Raw genomic sequence first — 22,026 nt, 5'->3', positions numbered from 1 at the left:
AATAACGATTCGCGTTTCAGATTTCTTGCGAGTCGAAAAATCAAAACAATTCCGCCGACAGTTCCATAATCCGGATCCGATCGATTAATTAAGTGGATGTGGATTATCTGAATGGATCATTCATCGCGGTAAAAATATTGCGCCGCAAAATCCGCGTGTATTGAATCAGGGCGATATATCGGTGTTTCCACCGATGCGGTACGGCCGTTGTCTTTGCGAAAAATCAAGGAAAGCCGGCGGAGAGCGTGTCGCATGTCATTGCTGCGCATCTGTCAGAAAGTAAAAAAAGTACATAATCGTCGGCCATTGATCCGATGGGAAAATATCGACTGGAAAACGGTTCGGGTTTGATATAGCCTAGTCTGACGAAAGAGGGTAGTAATCAAATCAACCAGAAAGTCGCTGCATAAACCAGGGGCCGTCGGCATGTCATTCGACTAGTTTCGCAGCTGCATTCCCGGGCCGATCAAAAAATCATCACGAATAAACCGACAGCGCATCGCGATTGCCGGGGAGGACGCTTTTATCCGCGATTTTCTGCTGCGTGCCGTTCGCTGCGGCCGCAATACCAATACCAAATCCGAAATCAATAAAGAGGGAAAGCATGAACCCTGTCCGTCAGAGAAAAGCGATTGAGCCGTTTCCGCGACTGTTGTTGCCCACCGGCGTGTTTCTGGCGCTGTCGGGCGCGGGCATTGTCCCCGCCTATGCGGTCTGCAGCACGGCGGGCACCACGGTGACCTGTTCCGGCGTCGCGAATCCGCTGGCGCCCAGTTATTCGAACAGCGCCAACAACGTGAACGCGACGGTCAATCCCGGTGCAAGCGTCGGCGTGCTGCTGGGCGTCGGCGGCACGGCGATGTCGTTGACCGGCAGTAACGTCACGCTGACCAACAACGGCACGATCGACCCGTCGGTGCTCGGCTCGGGGCTCGGCGTGCTGTCGAGCGGTGCGGTGGTCGGGAACGCGGCGGCGAGCACCACGACCGTGACCAACAACGGCACGATGAAGGGCACGACCGGCGTCGCGATCAGCGGCGTGACGGGCATGGCGCTGGCGGTTCAAAACGGCACGGGCGGCACGTCGACCATTTCGAACACGGGTACGATCGGCTCCTCCGCACTGGTCGGTGCGACGCTGACTGGCGCCGATGCGCCGGTGGTCGCCGCCTACGGCGGCGGCACGGTCAACATGACGAACAGCGGAACGATCACCGGTCGCGTGTCGCTGGGTTCGAGCGGCACACCGGGGCAGGGCAATACGTTCACCAACTCGGGCACGATCAACGGCAGCGTGTCGATGGGGGCGAACAGCACGAATACGTTCAATGCCGTGACGGGCTCGGCGGTCAACACGGCCGGCGGCACCGGCGTCGCGTTCAACATCACGGTCGGCCCGGTCACGCTCGGCGTGGCGGCAACCGGCGTCGTCGACGGCGGCGCGGGCGGCAACAATACGCTCAACCTGCAGCAGGGCGTCGCGGCGAACGGCACGATCGCGGTCAACAACTACATCAACTTCAATCACCTCGACGTCACGAGCGGCAACTGGACGATCAACGGCGCGTCCACCGCGCAGGACGCGACGCTGACGGGCGGCGTGGCGATCATCAACGACAACGCGTCGCTCGGCACCGGTACCGTCACGGGCAACGGCGGTGCGTTGCAGGCCGGCACGGCAGGGCTCGACGTGTCCAACAACGTGTCGCTTGGCGCGGGCGGCCTGACGGTGCAGGGCGCGACCGGGCTGACGCTGTCCGGCGCGGTGTCGGGTGGCGGTGCGCTGACGAAGAACGACGGCGGCACGCTGACGCTGTCCGGCGCGAACAGCTACACGGGCGACACGAACCTGAATGCCGGCGGCCTGGTGGTCGGCAACAATTCGGCGCTCGGCACCGGCGCGCTGAACGTCAACGCGTCGGCGTCGCTCGACGCGAACACGAACGTGACGCTCGCCAACACGGTCAATCTCGCGACCGGCTCGACGCTGACGCTCGGCGGCAGCAACGATCTCGGCCTGACCGGCACGATCAGCGGAAGCGGCGGCCTCACGAAGGACGGCGCGGCAACCACGACGCTGAGCAGCGTGAACACGTATACGGGCGACACGACCATCAACAGCGGCACGCTCGCGCTGAGCGGGGCCGGCAGCCTGTCCGCGACCGGCACGGTCAATCTGACCGGTGCGGGCGCAACGTTCGACCTGAGCACTGCGTCGGGCGCGCGGACGATCGGCGCGCTGGCCGGCGCGGCCGGCACGAACGTGGACCTCGGCGCCAATTCGCTGACGCTCGACGGCAGTGGCAATGCGACCTATGCCGGCACGATCGGCGGATCCGGCAGCGTGACGCTGTCGGGCAGCGGCACGCAATCGCTGACCGGCACGAACACGTACACGGGCGGCACGAACCTGAACGGCGGCAACCTCGTCGTCGGCAGCAATACGTCGCTCGGCCTCGGCGCGGTGAATGTCAACGGTTCGTCGACGCTCGATGCGACTGCCAACGTGTCGCTCGCGAACGGCGTCAACATCGCGACGGGCACGACGCTGACGCTCGGCGGCAGCGCCGATCTCGGCCTGGGCGGCCTGGTCGCGGGTGGCGGCGGTCTCGTGAAGAACGGCGCCGCGGCGCTGACGCTGTCCGGCGCGAACACCTATGCGGGCGGCACGGCGCTGAACGCGGGCAGCCTCGTGCTCGGCGACAACGGGGCGCTGGGCACCGGCGCGCTGAGTGTCGGCGGCGCGGCGACGCTCGATACGACCACGAGCCTGTCGGTCGGCAATGCGATCACCCTCGGCACGGGCGCCGCACTCACCCTGGGCGGCAGCAACAGCCTCACGCTCGGAGGCGCGATTTCCGGCGTGGGCAGCCTCGTGAAGGACGGCGCCGCGACCACGACGCTGACCGGCGCGAACACGTACACCGGCGGCACGACGATCAATGCCGGCACGCTCGCGCTCGGCGCGGGCGGCAGCCTGTCGTCCACGGGTACGGTGAACCTGGTCAACCCGGGCGCCGCGTTCGACATCAGCGCGGGCAGCGCGCAGTCGATCGGCGCGCTGTCGGGCGGCGTGGGCACGAGCGTGAGCCTCGGCGCCAACGCGCTGACGCTGGGCGGGACGGCCAGCGGCACGTTCAGCGGCACGATCGGCGGCACCGGGAGCCTGACGCTGGCGGGCACCGGCACGCAGACGCTGACCGGCGCAAATGTCTACACCGGCGGCACGAACCTCAATAGCGGGAGCCTCGTGCTCGGCAACGGTGGAGCGCTCGGTTCCGGCGCGCTGACCGTCGGGGGCGCGGCGACGCTCGATACGAATGCCGCGTTGTCGGTCGGCAACGCGGTCAATCTCGGCACGGGCGCCGCGCTGACGCTGGGGGGCAGCAACAGCCTCGCGCTCGGCGGGGCGATTTCCGGCGCGGGCAGCCTCGTGAAAGACGGTGCGGCGACCACGACGCTGACCGGCGCGAACACCTATACGGGCGGCACGACGATCAACGCGGGGACTTTGGCACTCGGCGCGGGCGGCAGCCTGGCATCGACCGGCACGATGAACCTTGCCGGTGCCGGTGCAGCGCTGGACCTGAGCAGCGCGACAGGCGCGCAAACGCTCGGCGCACTGTCGGGTGTCGCTGGAACGAACGTCAACCTGGGCGGCAACGCACTGACGCTCGGCGGCACGGCCAGCGGCACGTTCGGCGGGGTGATCGGCGGCACGGGCAGTCTCACGTTGTCGGGTACCGGCACGCAGACGCTGACCGGCGCGAACACCTATACGGGCGGCACGAACCTTAATAGCGGGAGCCTCGTGCTCGGCAACGGTGGAGCGCTCGGTTCCGGCGCGCTGACCGTCGGGGGCGCGGCGACGCTCGATACGAATGCCGCGTTGTCGGTCGGCAACGCGGTCAATCTCGGCACGGGCGCCGCGCTGACGCTGGGGGGCAGCAACAGCCTCGCGCTCGGCGGGGCGATTTCCGGCGCGGGCAGCCTCGTGAAAGACGGTGCGGCGACCACGACGCTGACCGGCGCGAACACCTATACGGGCGGCACGACGATCAACGCGGGGACTTTGGCGATCGGCGCGGGCGGCAGCCTGGCGTCGACCGGCACGATGAACCTTGCCGGTGCCGGTGCAGCGCTGGACCTGAGCAGCGCGACAGGCGCGCAAACGCTCGGCGCCCTGTCGGGTGTCGCTGGAACGAACGTCAACCTGGGCGGCAACGCACTGACGCTCGGCGGCACGGCCAGCGGCACGTTCGGCGGGGTGATCGGCGGCGCCGGCGGTCTCACGTTGTCGGGTACCGGCACGCAGACGCTGACCGGCGCGAACACCTATACGGGCGGCACGACGATCGGCGGCGGCAGCACGCTGGCGCTCGGCGCGGGCGGCAGCCTCGCGTCCGGCAGCGCGCTGAACCTCGCGGGCGCGGGGGCGACGTTCGACGTGAGCGGCGCGACGGCCGCGCAGACGCTCGGCACGCTGACCGGCGCGGCCGGCACGAACGTGAACCTCGGCGGCAACGGGCTGACGCTGAACGGCAACGGCAGCAACACGTTCGGCGGCGCGATCGGCGGCGCCGGCGGCCTGACGCTGGCCGGCAGCGGCACGCAGACGCTGACGGGCGCGAACACGTATACCGGCGGCACGACGATCGGCGGCGGTGGCACGCTCGCACTCGGCGCGGGCGGCAGCCTCGCATCGACCGGCGCGATGGACCTCGCCAGCGCCGGTGCGACGCTCGATCTGAGCGGCGCGACCGGCGCGCAGACGATCGGCACGCTGACCGGTGCGGCAGGCACGAACGTCGACCTCGGCACGAATGCGCTGACGCTGAATGGCGGCGCCAACGGTACGTTCGGCGGCACGATCGGCGGGACGGGCGGTGTAACCGTCGCCGGCACGGGCACGCAAACGCTGACGGGCGCGAACACGTATTCCGGCGGCACGACGATCAACGGTGGCAGCACGCTCGCACTCGGCGCGGGCGGCAGCCTCGCGTCCGGCAGCGCGCTGAACCTCGCGGGCGCGGGGGCGACGTTCGACGTGAGCGGCGCGACGGCCGCGCAGACGCTCGGCACGCTGGCCGGCGCGGCCGGCACGAACGTGAATCTCGGCGCGAACGCGCTGACGTTGAACGGCAGCGGCAACGGGACGTTCGGCGGCGCGATCGGCGGGACGGGCGGCGTGACGTTCGCCGGCACGGGCACGCAAACGCTGACGGGCGCGAACACGTACACGGGTGGCACGACGATCGGCGGCGGCAGCACGCTGGCGCTCGGCGCAGGCGGCAGCCTTGCGTCGACCGGCACGGTGAATCTGGCGGGCGCAGGCGCGACGTTCAACCTGAGCGGCGCGACGGGTGCGCAGACGATCGGCACGCTGACCGGCGGGGCCGGCACGAACGTGAATCTCGGCGCGAATGCGCTGACGCTGAACGGCAGCGGCGACAACACGTTCGGCGGCACGATCGGCGGAACGGGCGGCGTGACGCTGGCCGGCAGCGGCACGCAGACGTTGACGGGGGCGAACACGTACACGGGCGGCACGACGATCAACGGCGGCAGCACGCTCGCACTCGGCGCGGGCGGCAGCCTCGCGTCGACCGGCGCGGTGAATCTCGCGGGCACGGGTGCGACGTTCGACGTGAGCGGTGCGACCGGCGCGCAAACGATCGGCGGGCTGTCGGGTGCGGCCGGCACGAACGTGACTCTCGGTGCGAACGCGCTGGCGCTGAACGGCAGCGGCAGCAGCACGTTCGGCGGCACGATCGGCGGCTCGGGCGGCGTGACGGTGACGAGCGGCACGCAGGTGCTGACCGGTAGCAACACGTACACGGGCGGCACCACGATCGCAGCGGGCGGCACGCTGCAACTCGGCAACGGCGGCACGTCGGGCAGCGTGGCCGGCGACGTCGTCGACAACGGTGCGCTGATCGTCAATCAATCGGGCAACGTGACGATCGCGAGCGTGCTGTCCGGCACCGGCTCGCTGACCCAGGCCGGCAGCGGGCAACTGACGCTGACCGGCACGAGCACGCTGAGCGGTCCGACTACGGTCGGCGCGGGCACGCTCGCCGTCAACGGTTCGCTCGGCCAGTCGACCGTCACCGTGCAGAGCGGCGCGACGGTGACCGGCACCGGCACGATCGGCGGCCTCGTGGTGCAGGGCGGCGCGACGGCGGCCGCCACGCAACCGGGCGCGGCGCTGAACGTGGGCGGCAACGTCACGTTCCAGCCGGGTTCGACGTTCCAGGTCGCCGCCACGCCGCAGCAAAGCGGCAGCCTCGCGGCCAGCGGCACGGCGACGCTGAACGGCGGCACCGTGCAGGTGCTCGCGAACCAGAGCACCTATCAGCCGGGCACGACATACACGATCCTGAGCGCGTCGTCGGGCGTGCAGGGCGCGTTCACCCAGGTGAGCGCGAACTACGCGTTCCTGACGCCGACCCTCCGCTACGATCCGGGTCACGTGTATCTGCAACTGGCGCAGAACGGCACGTCGCTGCCCGACGTCGCGACGACCCCGAACCAGCGCTCGGTCGCGACCGCGGTGGCTGCACTCGGCACCGGCAATCCGCTGTACGACACGGTGCTGACGACCGACGCGCCGACCGCACGCCGCGCGTACGGGCTGCTCGGCAGCGAATTGCAGGCGAGCCTGAAAAGCATGCTGCTGCTCGACAGCCGCTATGTGCGCGACGCGGTGACCGATCGCGTCCGTCAGGGCCTCGCGCCCGGATCGGGCCCGCTCGCGGCCCTGTCGTCGGGCGGCGCCGCGCTGTGCGGCGACAACACGGCCGGTGCGGTCGATCCGACGTTGCCGCCGGAACGCCGGATCGGTTCGCGCGCCGGGTGCTACGGCGGGACGCCCTATCAGCCGGTCGTCTGGGGGCAGGCGTTCGGCGGCCGCAGCCGGCTCGCGGGCGACGGCAACGCGTCGTCGATCAACCGCAGCATGACGGGCTTCATCGCCGGCGCCGACATGGCGCTCAACGACAAGTGGCGCGCGGGTCTGGCCGCGGGCGTCACGCACAGCTCGCTCGACAACGACCAGAGTTCGTCGGCAGCGGTGAACAGCTACTACGTGTCGCTGTACGGCGGCGCGCAGTATGGCGCACTCGGCGTGCGCGGCGGCGCGTCGTACACGTGGTATCGGATCAACAGCGACCGTTATCCGGGCTTCGCGGGCTTCTCCGATCACGATTCGGCCGGCTACGACGCGAATTCGGCGCAGGTGTTCGGCGAAGTCGGCTACGCGCTGCCGGTCGGGCCGGTCGCGATCGAACCGTTCGCGGGCCTCGCGTACGTGAACCTGCATACCGACGGCTATACGGAAACCGGCGGCGCGGCCGCGCTGCGCGCCGGCGGCGAGACGACCCACGTCGGCTTCTCGACGCTCGGCTTGCGTGCGGCGTCGCAGCTCGGCTCGATCGCGAGCGGCACGTTCACCGCGCGCGGGACGGTCGGCTGGCGGCATGCGTTCGGCAACGTGCGGCCGTCGTCGGCGTTCACGTTCGCGAACGGCGGCACGTCGTTCCAGGTGTCGGGCGTGCCGATTGCTCGCGACAGCGCGGTGCTCGAAGCCGGCATCGACGCGAACATCACGAAGCGCCTGACGCTCGGTCTCACGTACAGCGGCCAATACGGCAGCGGCGTGCGCGACAACGCGATCCTCGGCAACATCCTGTGGAAATTCTGACCGGCAACTGACGTGGCCGTACGCGGCGCGAGGCGACGAAGCAACGTCGTCTCGCGCCGCGGCCGTTTCGTCGCTGCGCACGTTCGCCGTTCTGGCCTATCCTGTGCGAAACACGCGACGCGCGCCGCGCGTTGCGCCTCGACACAGGAGCATCGATGCCGAATCACGCCGAAGCCACGACGACGCAGGCGCCGCAAGTCGCGCCGATTGCCGCGACCCCCGCGTCGGGTCCCGCCTTCATCGCGCCCGAAGCCGATCCGCAGGTCCTCGCGCGCAACAACCAGTACGTACTGAAATCCGGCGACGCGTTCGTGGTCAGCGACGCGCTCGGCGACATCGGCGGGCATGACGACGGCCTGTTCGTCGACGACATGCGCGTGCTGTCGACCTGGCGCCTGACGTTCGGCGGCCGTGCGCCGTCGCTGCTGTCGGGCGCGACGAGCGCCGACAACGCGTCGTTCACCGCGCACCTGACGAACCGCCCGCTGCCGCCGCTCGGCGGCAAGGAGACGCCCGAGGGCGTGATCCATATCGAGCGCATGCGCGTGCTCGCGGGCGACGTGCTGTACGAAGCGCTGACGCTGACGAACTACGGCGCGAGCGAAGCCGAGGTGCCGCTGTCGCTGTCGTTCGCGGCCGATTTCAAGGACATGTTCGAAGTGCGCGGCACGCGGCGGCCGAAGCGCGGCACGGTGGGCGCGCCGCGCGTCGACGCGGGCGCGGTGCGGCTGCGCTACGACGGTCTCGACAGCGTGGAGCGCAACGTGACCGTGCATTTCTCGCCGGCGCCCGACGCGCTGTCGGTCGATCGCGCCGACTACACGCTGACGATCGCCGCGCAGGCGTGCGTGTCGATCTACCTGACCGTCGATGCGACGCTCGGGCCCGCGGAGGCCGAAGGGCCCGGATGCGGCCGCGTCGCGCTGCGCACCGCGCTCGTCGGCGTGCATCGCGAGATGCGCGCACGGCGCGAATCGATGGCACGCGTGAACACCGGCAATCCGCTGTTCGACGCCTGGCTCGATCGTTCGCTCGCGGATCTCGGGCTGCTCACGACGCAGCTCGACACGGGGCCGTATCCGTATGCGGGCATTCCGTGGTTCTCGACGCCGTTCGGGCGCGACGCGATCATCACGTCACTGCAGATGCTGTGGCTGCAGCCGTCGCTCGCGCGCGGCGTGCTGCGTTTTCTCGCCGAGCATCAGGCGCGCGAGACCTCCGCGTTCCGCGACGCGGAGCCCGGCAAGATCATGCACGAGTTCCGCCGCAGCGAGATGGCCGCGACGGGCGAGGTGCCGTTCGCGCTGTACTACGGCGGCGTCGATACGACTCCGCTGTTCATCGTGCTCGCGGGCGCCTATGCCGAACGCACCGGCGACGATGCGCTGATCGACGAGCTATGGCCCGCGCTCGAGCGCGCCGCGCAATGGGTGATCGACAAGTGCGACCGCAACCCGTACGGGCTGCTCGATTACCAGCGCACGTCGGAGCGCGGCCTCGCGAACCAGGGCTGGAAGGACAGCCACGATTCGGTGTTCCACGCGGATGGCCATTTCCCGGACGGGCCGATCGCGCTCGTCGAAGTGCAGGCCTATGCGTGCGCGGCGCTCGACGCGATGTCGGCGTGCTCGCGCCGGCGCGGCCATGCGGCCGACGCGACGCGCTACGCGTTGCGTGCGAAGACGCTGCGCGAGCAGGTCGATGCGCTGTTCTGGATGCCGGAAGGCGATTTCTACGGGATCGCGCTCGATGGTCATGGCGAGCTGTGCCGTGTGTTCGCATCGAACGCGGGCCACCTGCTGGCGTTCGGGCTGCCCGACGCCGAGCGCGGCGCGGCGGTCGCCGGCGTGCTCGGCTCGGCGCTGTTCCAGACGGGCTGGGGCATCCGCACGCTGGCGGCCGGCCAGCCGCGCTTCAACCCGATGGCCTATCACAACGGTTCGGTATGGCCGCACGACAATGCGCTGATCGCGCGCGGCCTGGCGCGCTACGGCGACAAGACGGCCGCGGTGAATCTGCTGCGTGCGCTGTTCGAGGCGGCGGTGAGCTTCGAGATGCGCTTGCCGGAGCTGTTCTGCGGGTTCCCGCGCCGGCGCGGCGAACCGCCGACCGCGTATCCGGTGGCCTGCCTGCCGCAGGCGTGGGCGGCCGGCGCGCCGTTCATGATGCTGCAGGCATGCCTCGGCGTGAGCATCGACGCGTCGCGCCACGAGGTGCGCGTCGAGCGGCCGGCCTTGCCGGAAGGCGTCGACTGGCTGCGGATCGATGCGCTGCGCGTCGGCGACGAAACCGTGTCGCTGACGTTCCGCCGGGTCGACGGCCAGGTCATCGCGGCGGCGGAGCAGCCGGGCCGCGTGCAGGTGGTCGCGGTGCTGTAGCGCGGGGCCGCGCGAACGTTGCGCGATGTCGCGCCACGTTCGCGCGCGGCGGCATAGAATCGTGACATGACCCTTGAACGATGGCGGAGGTAGACGATGACGACCGACAACCGGCCCGACGACGGCGAGCACAAGCTCGAGAATCTCGAAGCGGCGGTCGACCACCTGCACAAGTCGATCGAATCGCAGAGCATCGCGGTCGGCGCGGCGAAGGGCATCCTGTTCAGCCTGATCGAAACGCTCGGCGCGCTGATCGGCGATCCCGATCTGCCCGAGCATGCGCGTTCGGGCTACGAAGCGCTGCGCGACAAGGCGAGCGAATTGCGCGGCGGCCTCGACCGTCACTGATGCAAGGGCGGCGCACGCGCTGCCCGATTCGGCGGACGCGGCACAAAACCCCGTGCGCTCAATCAGTTAGGTGCCCGATACGCAGGATATCCACAAGCTTGCCAACACAATCTGTGGAGAACCGCCCGGCTTTGGGCCGGGCGCGTCGCACGTGCACGGCGTGCGGTTCGGCAACCGTTCCGGTGCCACACCATTGACCGGTCAAGGTCCGTGAATCGAATCCCCTTGTGTATCAAGATGTTACGCGTCCGATCTGACGGATATCCACAGGCTTGCCAACAAAATCTGTGGACAACTTGCAATCGATTGCGTCGCCATGGTTGACGATCCGATCGGCGGGCAATGCGTGCGCGAGGCCCGTGCGCCGGGGCTGCCCGCCGCGTGCACCGGCACGCTAATGCGTGCGGGATCAAGGGCTTAGGCTCCGGGTACCCAGGATATCCACATCCTTGCCAACACTTTCTGTGGACAAGCGAGGCCGCGTTACCCGGCCGCCGCCGCGCCGGCCGCTTCCGCGAGGATCCAGTCGCGAAAGAGCGTCATCGCGGGCGTCAGCGGTTTCGATTTCAGCGACGTGAGCCAGTAGCCGCCCGCGCGCACGTCGATGTCGAGCGGCCGCGCGAGCTGGCCGAGCTGCAGTTCGCGCGCGAACATGCACGCGGGTGCGAGCGCGACGCCCGCCCCCTGCATCGCGGCCTCGACCATCAGCCGCGACGAATCGAACACGGGCCCGTTGACGGCCCACGGTTCGAGCTGCGCGGCGTCGAACCAGCCGAGCCACTCGTCGGTGCGGTACGAGCGCAGCAGCGTTTCGTTCGCGAGATCGACCGGCTGCGCGATGCGCCGTGCAATGTCCGGCGTGCACAGCGCGGTGAGCGGCGCATCGAGCAGCCGCTCGTTGCGTGTTGCGGGCCAGTTGCCTTCACCGAAGCGGATCGCGAAATCGAGGCCCTCGGCGGCGAGATCGACGACGTTGTTGTTGGTCCGCAGCCGCAGCTCGACGAACGGGTGCGTGTCGCCGAACTGCTTCAGCCGCGGCATTAGCCAGCCTAGGGCAAAGGTGCCGACGACGCCGAGCGTCAACACCTCGTGGAAACGGCCGCCGTCGAACTGCTTGAGCACCGTCTCGATGCGGCTGAACGCGTCGCTCAGCACCGGCAGCAAGGCGCGGCCCTCGTCGGTCAGCCCGAGGCCGCGCGGCAGTCGCGTAAACAGCGCGCAGCCGAGCCGCTCCTCGAGCGAGCGCACCTGTTGGCTGACGGCGGCCTGGGTCACGCTCAGCTCGAGGCCGGCGCGCGTGAAGTTCAGGTGGCGCGCCGACGATTCGAACGCGCGCAACGCATTGAGCGGAAGATGAGGGCGGAGCTTAGTCATAAGAATTTCTTTTGTCAGCGCTCAATTATCGTTGCTTGTCGGGCAACCGTAAAGTCTCGATAGTGCTGTCTCGGCGGCCGGCTGTTTCCAACACGTCGACAACGTTGCGCCGCCATTCCACCACGAGACAACCGACATGACCTATTCATCGAAACGTCGAACCCTGTTGCTGGCCGCCGCGACGGCGCCGCTCGTTTTCACCGTCACCGCGTGCGCGTCGCGACAGGCCGCCGCGCCGGACGACGCCACGGTGGCAGCGGCGGCTGCCGCGGATGCCATCGCGCCCGCCGCGGCGGCGGCGACGCTTGCCGACCTCGAACGCGACGCGGGTGGCCGTCTCGGCGTGTGTGCGATCGACACGGCGAGCGGCCGGGTCATCGAGCATCGCGCGGGCGAGCGCTTCCCGTTCTGCAGCACGTTCAAGGCGATGCTGAGCGCGGCGGTACTCGCGCGGAGCGTCGAGCGGCCGGGTTTGCTGCAACAGCGCGTGACGTATACGAAGGCCGACCTCGTCAACTATTCGCCGGTGTCGGAGAGGCATGTCGGCGCGGGCATGACGGTCGCCGCGCTGTGCGAGGCCACGATCCAGTACAGCGACAACTCGGCCGCGAACCTGTTGATGAAGCTGATCGGCGGCCCGCCGGCGGTGACTGCCTACGCGCGCTCGATCGGCGACGACACGTTCCGGCTCGATCGATGGGAGACCGAACTGAACACCGCGCTGCCGGGCGACCTGCGCGACACGACGACGCCTGCCGCGATGGCGGCCAGCCTGCGCGTGTTGACCCTCGGCGACGCATTGCCCGCCGCGCAGCGTGCGCAGCTCGTCGCGTGGCTGCGCGGCAACAAGGTCGGCGACAAGCGGATTCGTGCGGGCGTGCCGGCCGGGTGGACGGTCGGCGACAAGACCGGCACCGGCGACTACGGGACCACGAACGACGTGGGCGTCATCTGGCCGACGTCGCGCGCGCCGATCGTGCTGGCCGTGTACTACACGCAGGCTCGCGCCGATGCGCGGGCGAAGGACGACGTGATCGCGTCGGTCGCGCGCATCGTCGCGCAGACGTTCGGTTGAGCCGCGCGGCACGGCGCGCGTGGCGAGATCCGCAGGCGCGTCGTGCCGCAGTCGTGACCCGCGCGATCAAACGTTGTGCGATCAACGACTTAGGTCGCGCATGCTCAGGATATCCACATGCTTGCCAACAAAAATTGTGGACAAGCACGCGCGCCGCGGCGCCCGGCATCGCTCGCGCCGTCGTGCCGCGATTGAAGCAGCGCGAACAAAGTCTTTTGGATCAAGCGCTTGGCTGCGGTATGCGCAGGCTATCCACACGCTTGCCAACAAAAATTGTGGACAAGCCCGGCAGGCAGTGTGGCAGGCGGCGCGTCGCGCGCCGAGGCGACACGCAACCGGCGCTTGCGCGGCCGTGTGCCGTTTTCGAGGCGGCGCGAACAAAGTCTTTCGGATCAAGCGCTTGATCGCGGTATGCGCAGGCTATCCACATGCTTGCCAACACAATCTGTGGACAAGCTTGCGTGCGGCTGCGGCCGCAACAGTCAGGGCCGCCGATCGTCGACGGCGGGCCAGCGCGCAAACGCGAACACCCACAGCATGACGAAGTTCAGCACGGGGACGAACATCGTCAGGATCCACCAGCCCGAATGCCCGGTGCGCCGAACGATGCGGACGTACGGATAGACGACGATGGCGACGAGCACGAGCGAGACGAGCAATTGCCACGCGGTGAAGTGTTCCATGGTCTTCCTCGGATTGAAATGTCGTGATGCGGCGCGCTGCGATCGCACCGAATCGTCCGTGTTCGCGCAGGCTGATGCCGGGCGCTGCCGAAACTGTGACACGTGGCATGAACCCTAGGCCGATCAATGCGTTAGCGCAGGCTTGCGCAGGATATCCACACGCTTGCCAACACAATCTGTGGGTAAGTGGCGCGGCGCGAAGTCAGGCCGGCGTGCTGCGGTTAGGGCGTGCATCGGCCTCACATCGGCGTGGCGTCGTGGCATCGTGATGCGAAGTGCGGCGAAGCGGTGTGCGCGATGGCCATGACGCGCGCCGCGTCTGCATCACGCGTGCCAAAGTCCATCGGATCAAGGGTTTAGCGTCGCGGTGCGCAGGATATCCACAAGCTTGCCAACATTTTCTGTGGAGAAGTCCGCGTTCGCGATTCGGCGGGATGCCACGCGCTGCCACGATTCGCACGCGGGCTTGCGCGGTGCAGATACCGGCCACACCGACCTTCTGGAACAGGTGCGGGCTGACGACCGCGGACGACGGAGAGGCCGACAGCTTCGCGACGAATTCCGGATGCGTGAAGGCTGCGCGAAACGCGGCCGTCGATTCCCGGATCGCGTAGTTCAGGCAGGTCGGGCTGTCGCCGAGCGCGCGATGAAGCTGCGTCGAGATGAATCCCGGCTGCCGCTTCATGAATGCCGCATCGTCCTTCCAGACGGCGAGAAAGTCGGCTTCGTCGGCGGCCGCCAGCGTAAACACGTCGACGAGCACGACCGGCTGCGCGTCGATCGCGATCTGTTGCTGGATCGGACAGGCCGGATCCATTGGCTTGAACTGACGCATGGGCACTCCGGGCGGGGTAGAGGTGAGGGGGCGGTCACGCGCGGCCGTCGTGGCCGTGCACGCCCGACATCGCCGACAGCACGCGAAGCGCGGCGTCGAGGTCGGCGGAACTGAAGCCGCCGGCGATGTCGCGGACATGCCGCTGCCACTGCTCGACCACGGCCTGATAGGCCGCTTCGCCACGCGGCGTCAGCGCATACAACGGCGAGCGCTTGTGCGCCGGATTGGGCAGCGACAGCACCAGCCCTTCGTCGGTCAGCACGTTGATCTGTTTCAGGACAGCCTGCCGCGTGATGCCCATCGCATCGGCGATCTGCGGAATGTTCGGCGCGTCCGGCGCCATCGCGATCGCGCCCAGCACCTGCCAGCGCGCACTGGTCAAGCCGTGCGGCCCGGCGAAGGCGTTGCCCCATTCGATCAGCAGGCCGTTCAACCGGAATACGGACAGCGCGACGGCGGTCAACTTGTCGGATTTGGTCATGTCCGGCTCGAGTCGTAAATTGACAACTACTTTACGTAATGGACAACTGGTTGTCAGTATGAGGGTGCGAGCGGATCGACGACGACAACTGACGCGAGCGCGTGCATGCCGCGGTCCGGCGCATTTGCCGCGCACGCACGACAAACCCTTTCCGATCAAGGGCTTGGTGCGGTTAATGGAAGCTTGTCCACAAGCTTGCCAACATAATCTGTGGACAAGCCGCCCGCCGCGCGCATCAGGCCGGTCGTGGAAAGCGCACCGTGACGGTCAGCCCGCGGCCGCCGCGCGTGGTGCCGAGCGCGACGGTCGCGCGATGCTGTTCGGCGATCCGCTTGACGATCGACAACCCGAGCCCGCTGCCCGACGACGTGACCGCCTGCGCGCCTTCGCCGCGATAGAAGCGTTCCCACACGTCCGTGCGTTCGGCCTCCGGAATGCCGGGGCCGTCGTCGGCGACTTCGAGCATGGGCGTCTCGCCGTCGATGCGCGCCGACACGTCGACGCGCGCGCCGTCGCCCGCGTAGCGGATCGCGTTGTCGACGAGGTTGTTCAGCAGCACGCGCAATGTGTCGGCGTTGCCCGATGCGATCACGGGAGTGTCGACGAGCGCGCCGAGATCGATCCGGTGCGCATCGGCGACGCGCGCGCGGTCCGACACCACCGAGCGGCACAGCGCGGCGAGATCGACCGGCGCCGACGCAGCGGCGGCCGCCTGCGCATCGGGTTCGAGGCGCGCGAGCGTCAGCAACTGTTCGGCGAGGTGGCCGAGGCGTGTCGTGCCCGCCTGGATTTGCGCGAGGATGTGCTCGCGTTCCTCGGCGGTCGCCGCGCGTCGCAGCAATTGCGACTGGATCGATAGCCCCATGATCGGCGTGCGCAGCTCGTGCGCGGCATCGGCGATGAAGTGCCGCTGCAGCGTGAACGAGCGGTCGAGGCGTGCGAGCAGGTCGTTGATCGCCTCGGCGAGCGGGCGGACCTCGTTCGGCATCGACGCGACGTCGACCGGCTCGAGGTTGTTCGCATTCCTGCGTTTCAGGCCGGACGCGATCGCCCGCAACGGCCGCAGCCCCGCGCCGATGCCGAACCACAGGGCGAGCGCGAGCAGCGGCAGCATCGAGAACACGGGCCACAGCAGGTGGACGGCGATGCCCGCGATCGCTTCCCAGCGCGCATGCCGCGCCTGCGCGAGCCGGATCGTCGTGCCGCCGCGCTCGGTCACATAGGTGCGCCACGGCTGGCCGCCGACGTCGACGCTCGCGATGCCCTGCTGCGCGGGCGGCGGCAGTTTCGAATCGCGGTCGGTCGAATACACCAGTGTGCCGTTGCGCCATACCTGCAGCAGCACCGCATCGGGGTCGCTCGCTTCGAAGCCGTGCTTGCCCTCGGCGTCGTTGCTGAACGACAGCTCGCCGTTCGGGCCGACGACGATCTGTTTCGACATGCTGCGCATCTGGTCGTCGAGCAGGTCGTCGAGTTCGCGCAGTGCGCCCCAGTAGGTGCCGGCGCTCGCGACCAGGCCGATCACGCAGGCGGCCGGCAGCAGCCACGTCAGCAGGCGCCGCCGCAGCGACGCGTTGCGCCAGCGCGCGGCCGCGCGTTGCATGCGCGTCACGTGCCGTCCCCGATCCGGTAGCCGACGCCGCGCACCGTGCGGATCATGTCGTGGCCGAGCTTTTTACGCAGGTTGTGGATATGCACCTGCACCGCGTTGCTCTCGATTTCCTCGCCCCAGCTGTACAGCCGTTCCTCGAACTGTTCGCGCGAAATCACCGCGCCCGGTTCGCGCATCAGCTCGTGCAGCAGCACGAATTCCTTCGGCGACAGCGGCACTTCGTCGTCGTCGAGCCAGACGAGATGCTTGACGGGATCGAGCCGCAGCGGGCCGATCGCGAGCGTCGTCTGCGCGCGGCCCGCATGGCGGCGGGTGACCGCGCGGATGCGGGCGAGCAGTTCGTCGAGCTCGAACGGCTTGACGAGATAATCGTCCGCGCCGCTGTCGAGGCCCACGATGCGGTCGGGCACGCCGTCGCGCGCGGTGATGATGATCGCGGGGAGGTTTTCGTCGCGGCGGCGCAGCGCGGCGAGCACCGACAGGCCGTCGCGGTTCGGCAGCCCGAGATCGAGCAGCAGCAGCCCGTAGCCGGTCGTACGCAGCGCGAGCGACGCGGCGTCGCCGTCCTTCACCCAGTCGACCGCGAAGCCTTCCTGTTTGAGGCCCTGTTCGAGCCCGCTGCCGATCAGCGGATCATCCTCGACGAGCAGTACGCGCATGGCTTTCGTGTCTCTCCGACGGGGGCGCTCGCGGCGCCCGGGGTACTCATGATAAGCGCACGCGTCTTAGGCGAAGCTTAAAGGCTGCGGTACGCGGCCCGCTTTCGTACTCGTCCGATGAGGCACCGTGTCACGTCGGCATGCCGTTCAGGTTTGCTTAAGCTTACGGTCCGTAATCTGGCGCCGTCGCGTTCAACGGAGCGCGGCGCCACACCGAAGAAGAGGACCGAGATCATGAAATACCTGGCCAGAATCCTGGCGGTTGCGCTCGTTGCGCTGCCTGCCGCCGTCCACGCGCAATACACGGGGCCGTCCGCGCTGACCACGACGACCGTGAAGGAACTGCTCGCCAACGGCCGGGACGACCAGCACGTGCAGTTGCAGGGGCGTATCGTCAAGCACGTCGGCGGCGAGGATTACGAGTTCGCCGACGCCACCGGCACGATCCGCGTCGAGATCGACCACAAGTTGTGGGCGGCAGGCCAGCCCGTCAGCGATCGGAACGAAGTGAAGCTGACCGGCGAATTCGAGCGCAAATGGTCGGGCCGCGTGAAGGTCGACGCCGATCACGTCGAAGTGCTGCGCTGACCGGTGGGCGCGGGGCCGGTGATACCATGGACGACCGGTTCCCGTTCCCACCAAGATGGCCGCCAATTTCGACGAACTCGCGTCCCGGATCCGGGCGCAATTTTCCGAGCTGAGCCCGCAATTCCAGGCGGGCGCGGCCTTCCTGCTCGATCATCCCGACGAAGTCGCCACGTCGTCGATGCGCAAGGTCGCGCAGCGCGCGCAGGTGCAGCCCGCGTCGCTCGTGCGGCTCGCGCAGCAATTCGGCTTTCCCGGCTGGAACGAGCTGCGCGACCTGTGCGTCGCGCGCGTGCGCACGCGTCCCGAGCCGCTCACGCAGCGCGCGCGCTCGCTGGTGCGGCCCGACGCGAAGGCGTCGCTCGCGCACGATCTGCTCGCCGCGCAGCAGCACAACCTGTCGGCGACCGCCGCGCAGAACGAGCACGCACTCGCGGATGCCGCCAAGCTGATCCGCAAGGCATCGCACGTGCACGTGGCGGGGTTTCGCTCGTGCTATCCGGTCGCGTTCGGTTTCGTCTACGGCTACCGGCTGTTCCGTCCGACGGTGTCGCTGCTCAACGGCGTCGCCGGTTCGCTCGAAATGGAGTTGCGGACGATCGCGAAGCAGAGCGTGACCGTGATCATCAGCTTCGCGCCGTATTCGGCCGAGGCGACGCGTGTCGCGCAGGCGGCGAAAGCGCAGGGCAGCAAGATCGTCGCGATCACCGACAGCGCCGTGTCGCCGATCGCGCTGCACGCGGACGCGCAGCTGATCTTCACGCACGACAGCCCGTCGTTCTTTCCGTCGCTGGTGGCCGCGCATGCGATGGCCGAGGCGCTGGTCGCGCAGTTGCTGGCGCTGGAAGGCGGCGATGCGGTCGCGGCGCTCGAGCGGACCGAGGCGGAGCTGCACGCGAAGGGCGCGTACGTCGTTTGACGGGCGCGAACCATGCAGCTTGTTGGGCCCACATTCATTGACGACCCGATGCAACCGATGACGTTGACCTACGCCGTGACCGACACGGCCGACGCGGACGTGCGCAAGCAGATCGTCGCGCCGCTCGTCCGCTTCAACGAAAGCCAGGCCGGGCCGGTCGATTTCCGGCCGCTGGCCGTGATCGCGACCGACGCGACCGGCTCGGTGGTCGGCGGCCTGTGGGGCGGCACGGCGTTCGGCTGGCTGCATGTCGACCTGCTGGTGGTGCCCGAGGCCGCGCGCGGCCAGGGCGCCGGCACGCGCATCATGGATCTGGCCGAACGAGAGGCCGTCGCGCGCGGCTGCCACAGCGCGTGGCTCGATACGTTCGACTTCCAGGCGCGGCCGTTCTACGAGAAGCGCGGCTATGTGCGTTTCGGCGAGCTGCCGGATTATCCGCTCGGGCACACGCGCATCTTCCTGACGAAGAAGCTCGCGGGCTGAACGGCGCCGCGCGGCGCGGTTGACGATGCCGTCGGCCGTCGCCTACGATACCGGGCAGCGATGCAGGTCGCTTCCGGGTCCGCGGAAAGGGTTCAACCCACCTGTCGCAGCCAATCGAGTCTCCCCATCCTTCGTGCTGGCGGTATTGCGGACCTTCGGCCCTCCATGCACGAGGATCCGCATGAAAAAGCTGCCTCCGAACGCCCATCCCGATCATCTGAAAAAGCAGGCCAAGGCATTGTTGCGCCTGTACCGGCAGGGCGACGCCGATGCCGTCGCGCGCTTCGTCCAGTCGCTGCCCGCCGCCGCGCATCGCACGCATGACGAAACGCTCGCGCTCGGCCTCCGCCTGCACGACGCGCAGTCCTGCATCGCGCGCGAGTACGGTTTTGCTTCGTGGGCCGATCTCGGCGTGTTCGTCGACACGCATGCGCTCGCGCGGCAACCGCGGTCGCGGCTGTTTCGGCGCTGGCTCGATCTCGCCTACGGCGCCGACGTGACCGGCGGCTTCGACGCGGCCCGGCCGCGCGTCGCCGCGCAATTGCTGCTCGATCATCCCGATCTCGTGTCGGCGGACCCGACCGTCGCATGCGCGGCGGGCGATCTCGACGCGGTAAAGGCCGCGCTGGCCGCCGATCCCGGCTGGATCGCGCGCGCCGGCGGTGCGCTGAAGTTGCCGCCGCTCGTCGCCGTCACGCATTCGCGGCTCGCGCAGCTTCCCGAGTTCGCGGCCAGATTGCGTGCGTGCGCACGTCATCTGCTCGATGCGGGCGCCGATCCGAACCAGCGGATCGGCAACCGGTATCCGCCGGCCTCGCTTGCCGAGCCCGACGAGTCCGAACCCTTGTCGGCGCTGTATGGCGCCGCCGGCGTCAATCGCGATCCGGTGCTCACCGCGATGCTGCTGGACGCCGGCGCCGATCCGAACGACGGCGAATCGCTGTATCACTCGGTGGAGAACCCGGCATGCACGCGTCTGCTGCTCGAGCACGGCGCACGGGTGGGCGGGACGAATGCGTTGCGGCGCGCCCTCGACGTGCCGGACCCGGCCGCGCTCGAGCTGCTGCTCGCGCACGGCGGCGACCCGAACGAACCGGCCGGGGAAGGGCCGACGAAGACGTGGGGCGCGCCGTTGCTGCGTGCGATCGCCGTGCGTTGCCCGGCACGCCATATCGCCGCGCTGCTGGCGGCCGGCGCCGATCCCGGCGCGCGGACCGCGGCCGGCGTCAGCGCGTACCGGCTGGCGATGCAGGCCGGGTTGTCCGACGTCGCGGCGCTGTTGCGCGCGGCCGGCGCGGAGGAGGCGCTCGATGCACAAGACGCGTTCATGGCGGCCTGCGCGCGCGCCGATGCCGACGACGCGCGGCGCATCCAGGCGAAACACCCTGAACTCCCCGGTGCGCTGTCCGGCGACCGGCTGCGGCTGCTGCCGGACGCCGCCGCGTGGGGTTCGCGCGACGCGGTGAAGGTGATGGTCGAACTGGGCTGGCCGGTCGCCGCGCGTGGCGGCGACTGGAACGCGAGCGCGCTGAATCACGCGGTGTTCCGCGGCGATGCCGAGCTGCTGGCGTTCCTGCTCGCGCACGGCGCGAGCTGGCGCGACCTGCACCGGTTCGGCAGCGACGCGCTCGGTACGCTGTCCTGGGCGTCCGTCAACGAGCCGGACGGCGTCGGCGATCCCGACTGGGAAGCGTGCGCGCGCGTGCTGCTCGCGTACAGCGTGCCGCCAGCGGTGCGCGATCCGTCGAATCCGGAAGGCGTGCTGATCGACGGTCGCGCGATGCGGTTCTCCGAGGCCGTCACCGACGTGTTGCTCGGCATCGACGACGGGCGGCCCGTATCGGCGTGAACCGACGCGGGCCGTTGAACGCGGCGACCCGCATCCGGCCGGCCCGGGTGTTTCCGGTTGCGCGACGACATTTCGGCAAACGCTGAAACGTCGCGTGCACGGCCGGCGTAAGCTCACCGTCAAACCCTTCCCGGAGTTCGCGATGCCCCATTCCGACCAGCAAGCTCGCCACGCCGAAGCTTTCCGTGCGCTGCACACGCGCCCCGGCGCATTCATCATCCCGAACCCGTGGGATGCCGGCACCGCGCGACTGCTCGCGATGGCCGGCTTCGAAGCGCTCGCCACGACGAGCGCCGGCTACGCGTTTTCGAAAGGGCGGCCCGACAACGCGATCGATCGCGACGCGATGCTGGATCACATCGCCGATCTCGTCGCCGCGGGGGGCTTGCCCGTCAGCGCCGATCTCGAGAACGGCTTCGGCGACGCGCCCGCCACCGTGGCCGAAACGATCCGGCTGGCGGCCGAGGCGGGCGCGGTCGGCGGCTCGATCGAGGATGCGACCGGCCGCGCCGATACGCCGATCTATGCGCGCGACGCGGCGGTCGAGCGGATCGCGGCGGCCGTCGACGCGGCGCGCGCGCTGCCGTTTCCGTTCACGCTGACCGCGCGCTGCGAGAACTACCTGCACGGCCGCCGCGACCTCGACGACACGATCGCGCGGCTCGTCGCCTATCGCGACGCCGGCGCCGACGTGCTGTATGCGCCCGGCATCACCGATGCCGACGAGATCGCGGCGGTGACCCGGGCGGTCGGCGCGCCCGTCAATGTCGTCATGGGGCTGCAGGGCGGGTTGCTGAGCCTCGACGAGCTGGCCGCGCTCGGCGTGAAGCGTGTCAGCGTCGGCGGCGCGCTGGCGCGGGCCGCGTTAGGCGCATTCCTGCGCGCGGCGACGGAGATGAGACGTGACGGCACGTTCACGTTTACCCGGGCCGCCGTGCCGGGCCGCGATATCAACCGCTGGTTCGCGGCGCCGGATAATTCGCCGATTTTGTTCAACGAATGAGCCCCAATAAAATCCGGAATCGTTTCCATTTAAGCATTGA

At 69.0% G+C, this 22,026-nt stretch carries 15 protein-coding genes and 1 pseudogene; 9 read left to right on the top strand and 7 right to left on the bottom strand.

Features of this window, described 5'->3' with window-relative positions:
• Nucleotides 1–477: 477 nt before the first annotated feature.
• Nucleotides 478–606, bottom strand: a complete 129-nt coding sequence (locus tag CFB89_RS35505; RefSeq protein ID WP_256979760.1) for a hypothetical protein — start codon at nucleotides 604–606, stop codon at nucleotides 478–480.
• Here CFB89_RS35505 and CFB89_RS25595 point away from each other — a divergent pair.
• The 3 genes from CFB89_RS25595 to CFB89_RS25585 all read left to right on the top strand — a co-directional run bounded on the left by CFB89_RS25595 (nucleotide 605) and on the right by CFB89_RS25585 (nucleotide 10,428).
• Nucleotides 605–7,702, top strand: coding sequence for an autotransporter-associated beta strand repeat-containing protein (locus tag CFB89_RS25595; protein ID WP_256979759.1), 7,098 nt, complete (start codon nucleotides 605–607; stop codon nucleotides 7,700–7,702). The two genes, CFB89_RS35505 and CFB89_RS25595, sit on opposite strands and share 2 nt — an antisense overlap.
• Before the next feature lie 155 nt (nucleotides 7,703–7,857).
• On the top strand, nucleotides 7,858–10,080 hold the full coding sequence (locus CFB89_RS25590; RefSeq protein WP_089470291.1) for an amylo-alpha-1,6-glucosidase: 2,223 nt from the start codon (nucleotides 7,858–7,860) through the stop codon (nucleotides 10,078–10,080).
• Between the two features lie 96 nt (nucleotides 10,081–10,176).
• Complete coding sequence (locus CFB89_RS25585) at nucleotides 10,177–10,428, top strand: hypothetical protein (protein WP_006482135.1); 252 nt, start codon at nucleotides 10,177–10,179, stop codon at nucleotides 10,426–10,428.
• Nucleotides 10,429–10,911: 483 nt separating this feature from the next.
• On the opposite strand, the gene penR is transcribed toward CFB89_RS25585, so the two are convergent.
• A complete protein-coding gene (penR, locus tag CFB89_RS25580; protein WP_089470290.1) occupies nucleotides 10,912–11,802 on the bottom strand; it encodes a beta-lactamase transcriptional regulator PenR in 891 nt (296 codons plus the stop codon).
• 136 nt (nucleotides 11,803–11,938) lie between these two features.
• Between penR and blaPEN-B the strand changes: the two genes are divergently transcribed.
• Complete coding sequence (gene blaPEN-B, locus CFB89_RS25575) at nucleotides 11,939–12,877, top strand: PEN-B family class A beta-lactamase (RefSeq protein WP_089470289.1); 939 nt, start codon at nucleotides 11,939–11,941, stop codon at nucleotides 12,875–12,877.
• A gap of 482 nt (nucleotides 12,878–13,359) precedes the next feature.
• Here blaPEN-B and CFB89_RS25570 read toward each other — a convergent pair whose 3' ends face one another.
• From CFB89_RS25570 to CFB89_RS25550, 5 genes and pseudogenes are all read right to left on the bottom strand, one after another.
• Entirely contained in the window at nucleotides 13,360–13,560 is a 201-nt protein-coding gene (locus tag CFB89_RS25570; RefSeq protein WP_089470288.1) for a hypothetical protein, read from the bottom strand.
• Between the two features lie 469 nt (nucleotides 13,561–14,029).
• A pseudogene (locus tag CFB89_RS25565) lies at nucleotides 14,030–14,395 on the bottom strand (antibiotic biosynthesis monooxygenase); the annotation flags it as partial.
• Between the two features lie 34 nt (nucleotides 14,396–14,429).
• Nucleotides 14,430–14,876, bottom strand: coding sequence for a MarR family winged helix-turn-helix transcriptional regulator (locus CFB89_RS25560; RefSeq protein WP_089470287.1), 447 nt, complete (start codon nucleotides 14,874–14,876; stop codon nucleotides 14,430–14,432).
• Nucleotides 14,877–15,111: 235 nt separating this feature from the next.
• Nucleotides 15,112–16,479 (bottom strand): ATP-binding protein, encoded by a 1,368-nt coding sequence (locus tag CFB89_RS25555; protein ID WP_373559873.1) that lies wholly within the window; start codon nucleotides 16,477–16,479, stop codon nucleotides 15,112–15,114.
• Between the two features lie 5 nt (nucleotides 16,480–16,484).
• Complete coding sequence (locus tag CFB89_RS25550) at nucleotides 16,485–17,147, bottom strand: response regulator (protein WP_089470285.1); 663 nt, start codon at nucleotides 17,145–17,147, stop codon at nucleotides 16,485–16,487.
• 234 nt (nucleotides 17,148–17,381) lie between these two features.
• On the opposite strand from CFB89_RS25550, the gene CFB89_RS25545 reads away from it, so the two are divergent.
• From CFB89_RS25545 to CFB89_RS25525, 5 genes are all read left to right on the top strand, one after another.
• On the top strand, nucleotides 17,382–17,735 hold the full coding sequence (locus CFB89_RS25545; RefSeq protein WP_089470284.1) for a YgiW/YdeI family stress tolerance OB fold protein: 354 nt from the start codon (nucleotides 17,382–17,384) through the stop codon (nucleotides 17,733–17,735).
• Nucleotides 17,736–17,790: 55 nt separating this feature from the next.
• The gene (locus CFB89_RS25540) at nucleotides 17,791–18,651 is read left to right on the top strand and encodes a MurR/RpiR family transcriptional regulator (RefSeq protein WP_089470283.1); all 861 of its coding nucleotides are present in this window, start codon (nucleotides 17,791–17,793) and stop codon (nucleotides 18,649–18,651) included.
• A gap of 57 nt (nucleotides 18,652–18,708) precedes the next feature.
• Complete coding sequence (locus tag CFB89_RS25535; protein ID WP_089470623.1) at nucleotides 18,709–19,134, top strand: N-acetyltransferase; 426 nt, start codon at nucleotides 18,709–18,711, stop codon at nucleotides 19,132–19,134.
• 181 nt (nucleotides 19,135–19,315) lie between these two features.
• Nucleotides 19,316–20,983, top strand: a complete 1,668-nt coding sequence (locus tag CFB89_RS25530; protein ID WP_089470282.1) for an ankyrin repeat domain-containing protein — start codon at nucleotides 19,316–19,318, stop codon at nucleotides 20,981–20,983.
• A gap of 142 nt (nucleotides 20,984–21,125) precedes the next feature.
• Entirely contained in the window at nucleotides 21,126–21,986 is an 861-nt protein-coding gene (locus CFB89_RS25525) for an oxaloacetate decarboxylase (RefSeq protein ID WP_089470281.1), read from the top strand.
• Nucleotides 21,987–22,026: the final 40 nt, after the last annotated feature.

This window comes from Burkholderia sp. AU16741 (genome assembly GCF_002223345.1).
Taxonomy (GTDB): Bacteria; Pseudomonadota; Gammaproteobacteria; order Burkholderiales; family Burkholderiaceae; genus Burkholderia; species Burkholderia sola.
This window is presented reverse-complemented; position numbering and strand designations above follow the sequence as displayed.

What these genes read in the sequence shown, in the direction of transcription:
- CFB89_RS25545 (WP_089470284.1), top strand. Translation starts at nt 17,382, where the DNA reads ATGAAATACCTGGCCAGAATCCTGGCGGTTGCGCTCGTTGCGCTGCCT.
- CFB89_RS25595 (WP_256979759.1), top strand. Translation starts at nt 605, where the DNA reads ATGAACCCTGTCCGTCAGAGAAAAGCGATTGAGCCGTTTCCGCGACTG.
- CFB89_RS25555 (WP_373559873.1), bottom strand. Translation starts at nt 16,479, where the DNA reads ATGCAACGCGCGGCCGCGCGCTGGCGCAACGCGTCGCTGCGGCGGCGC.
- CFB89_RS25590 (WP_089470291.1), top strand. Translation starts at nt 7,858, where the DNA reads ATGCCGAATCACGCCGAAGCCACGACGACGCAGGCGCCGCAAGTCGCG.
- CFB89_RS25535 (WP_089470623.1), top strand. Translation starts at nt 18,709, where the DNA reads ATGACGTTGACCTACGCCGTGACCGACACGGCCGACGCGGACGTGCGC.
- CFB89_RS25525 (WP_089470281.1), top strand. Translation starts at nt 21,126, where the DNA reads ATGCCCCATTCCGACCAGCAAGCTCGCCACGCCGAAGCTTTCCGTGCG.
- CFB89_RS25560 (WP_089470287.1), bottom strand. Translation starts at nt 14,876, where the DNA reads ATGACCAAATCCGACAAGTTGACCGCCGTCGCGCTGTCCGTATTCCGG.
- CFB89_RS25540 (WP_089470283.1), top strand. Translation starts at nt 17,791, where the DNA reads ATGGCCGCCAATTTCGACGAACTCGCGTCCCGGATCCGGGCGCAATTT.
- CFB89_RS35505 (WP_256979760.1), bottom strand. Translation starts at nt 606, where the DNA reads ATGCTTTCCCTCTTTATTGATTTCGGATTTGGTATTGGTATTGCGGCC.
- CFB89_RS25550 (WP_089470285.1), bottom strand. Translation starts at nt 17,147, where the DNA reads ATGCGCGTACTGCTCGTCGAGGATGATCCGCTGATCGGCAGCGGGCTC.
- CFB89_RS25530 (WP_089470282.1), top strand. Translation starts at nt 19,316, where the DNA reads ATGAAAAAGCTGCCTCCGAACGCCCATCCCGATCATCTGAAAAAGCAG.
- penR (WP_089470290.1), bottom strand. Translation starts at nt 11,802, where the DNA reads ATGACTAAGCTCCGCCCTCATCTTCCGCTCAATGCGTTGCGCGCGTTC.
- CFB89_RS25585 (WP_006482135.1), top strand. Translation starts at nt 10,177, where the DNA reads ATGACGACCGACAACCGGCCCGACGACGGCGAGCACAAGCTCGAGAAT.
- CFB89_RS25570 (WP_089470288.1), bottom strand. Translation starts at nt 13,560, where the DNA reads ATGGAACACTTCACCGCGTGGCAATTGCTCGTCTCGCTCGTGCTCGTC.
- blaPEN-B (WP_089470289.1), top strand. Translation starts at nt 11,939, where the DNA reads ATGACCTATTCATCGAAACGTCGAACCCTGTTGCTGGCCGCCGCGACG.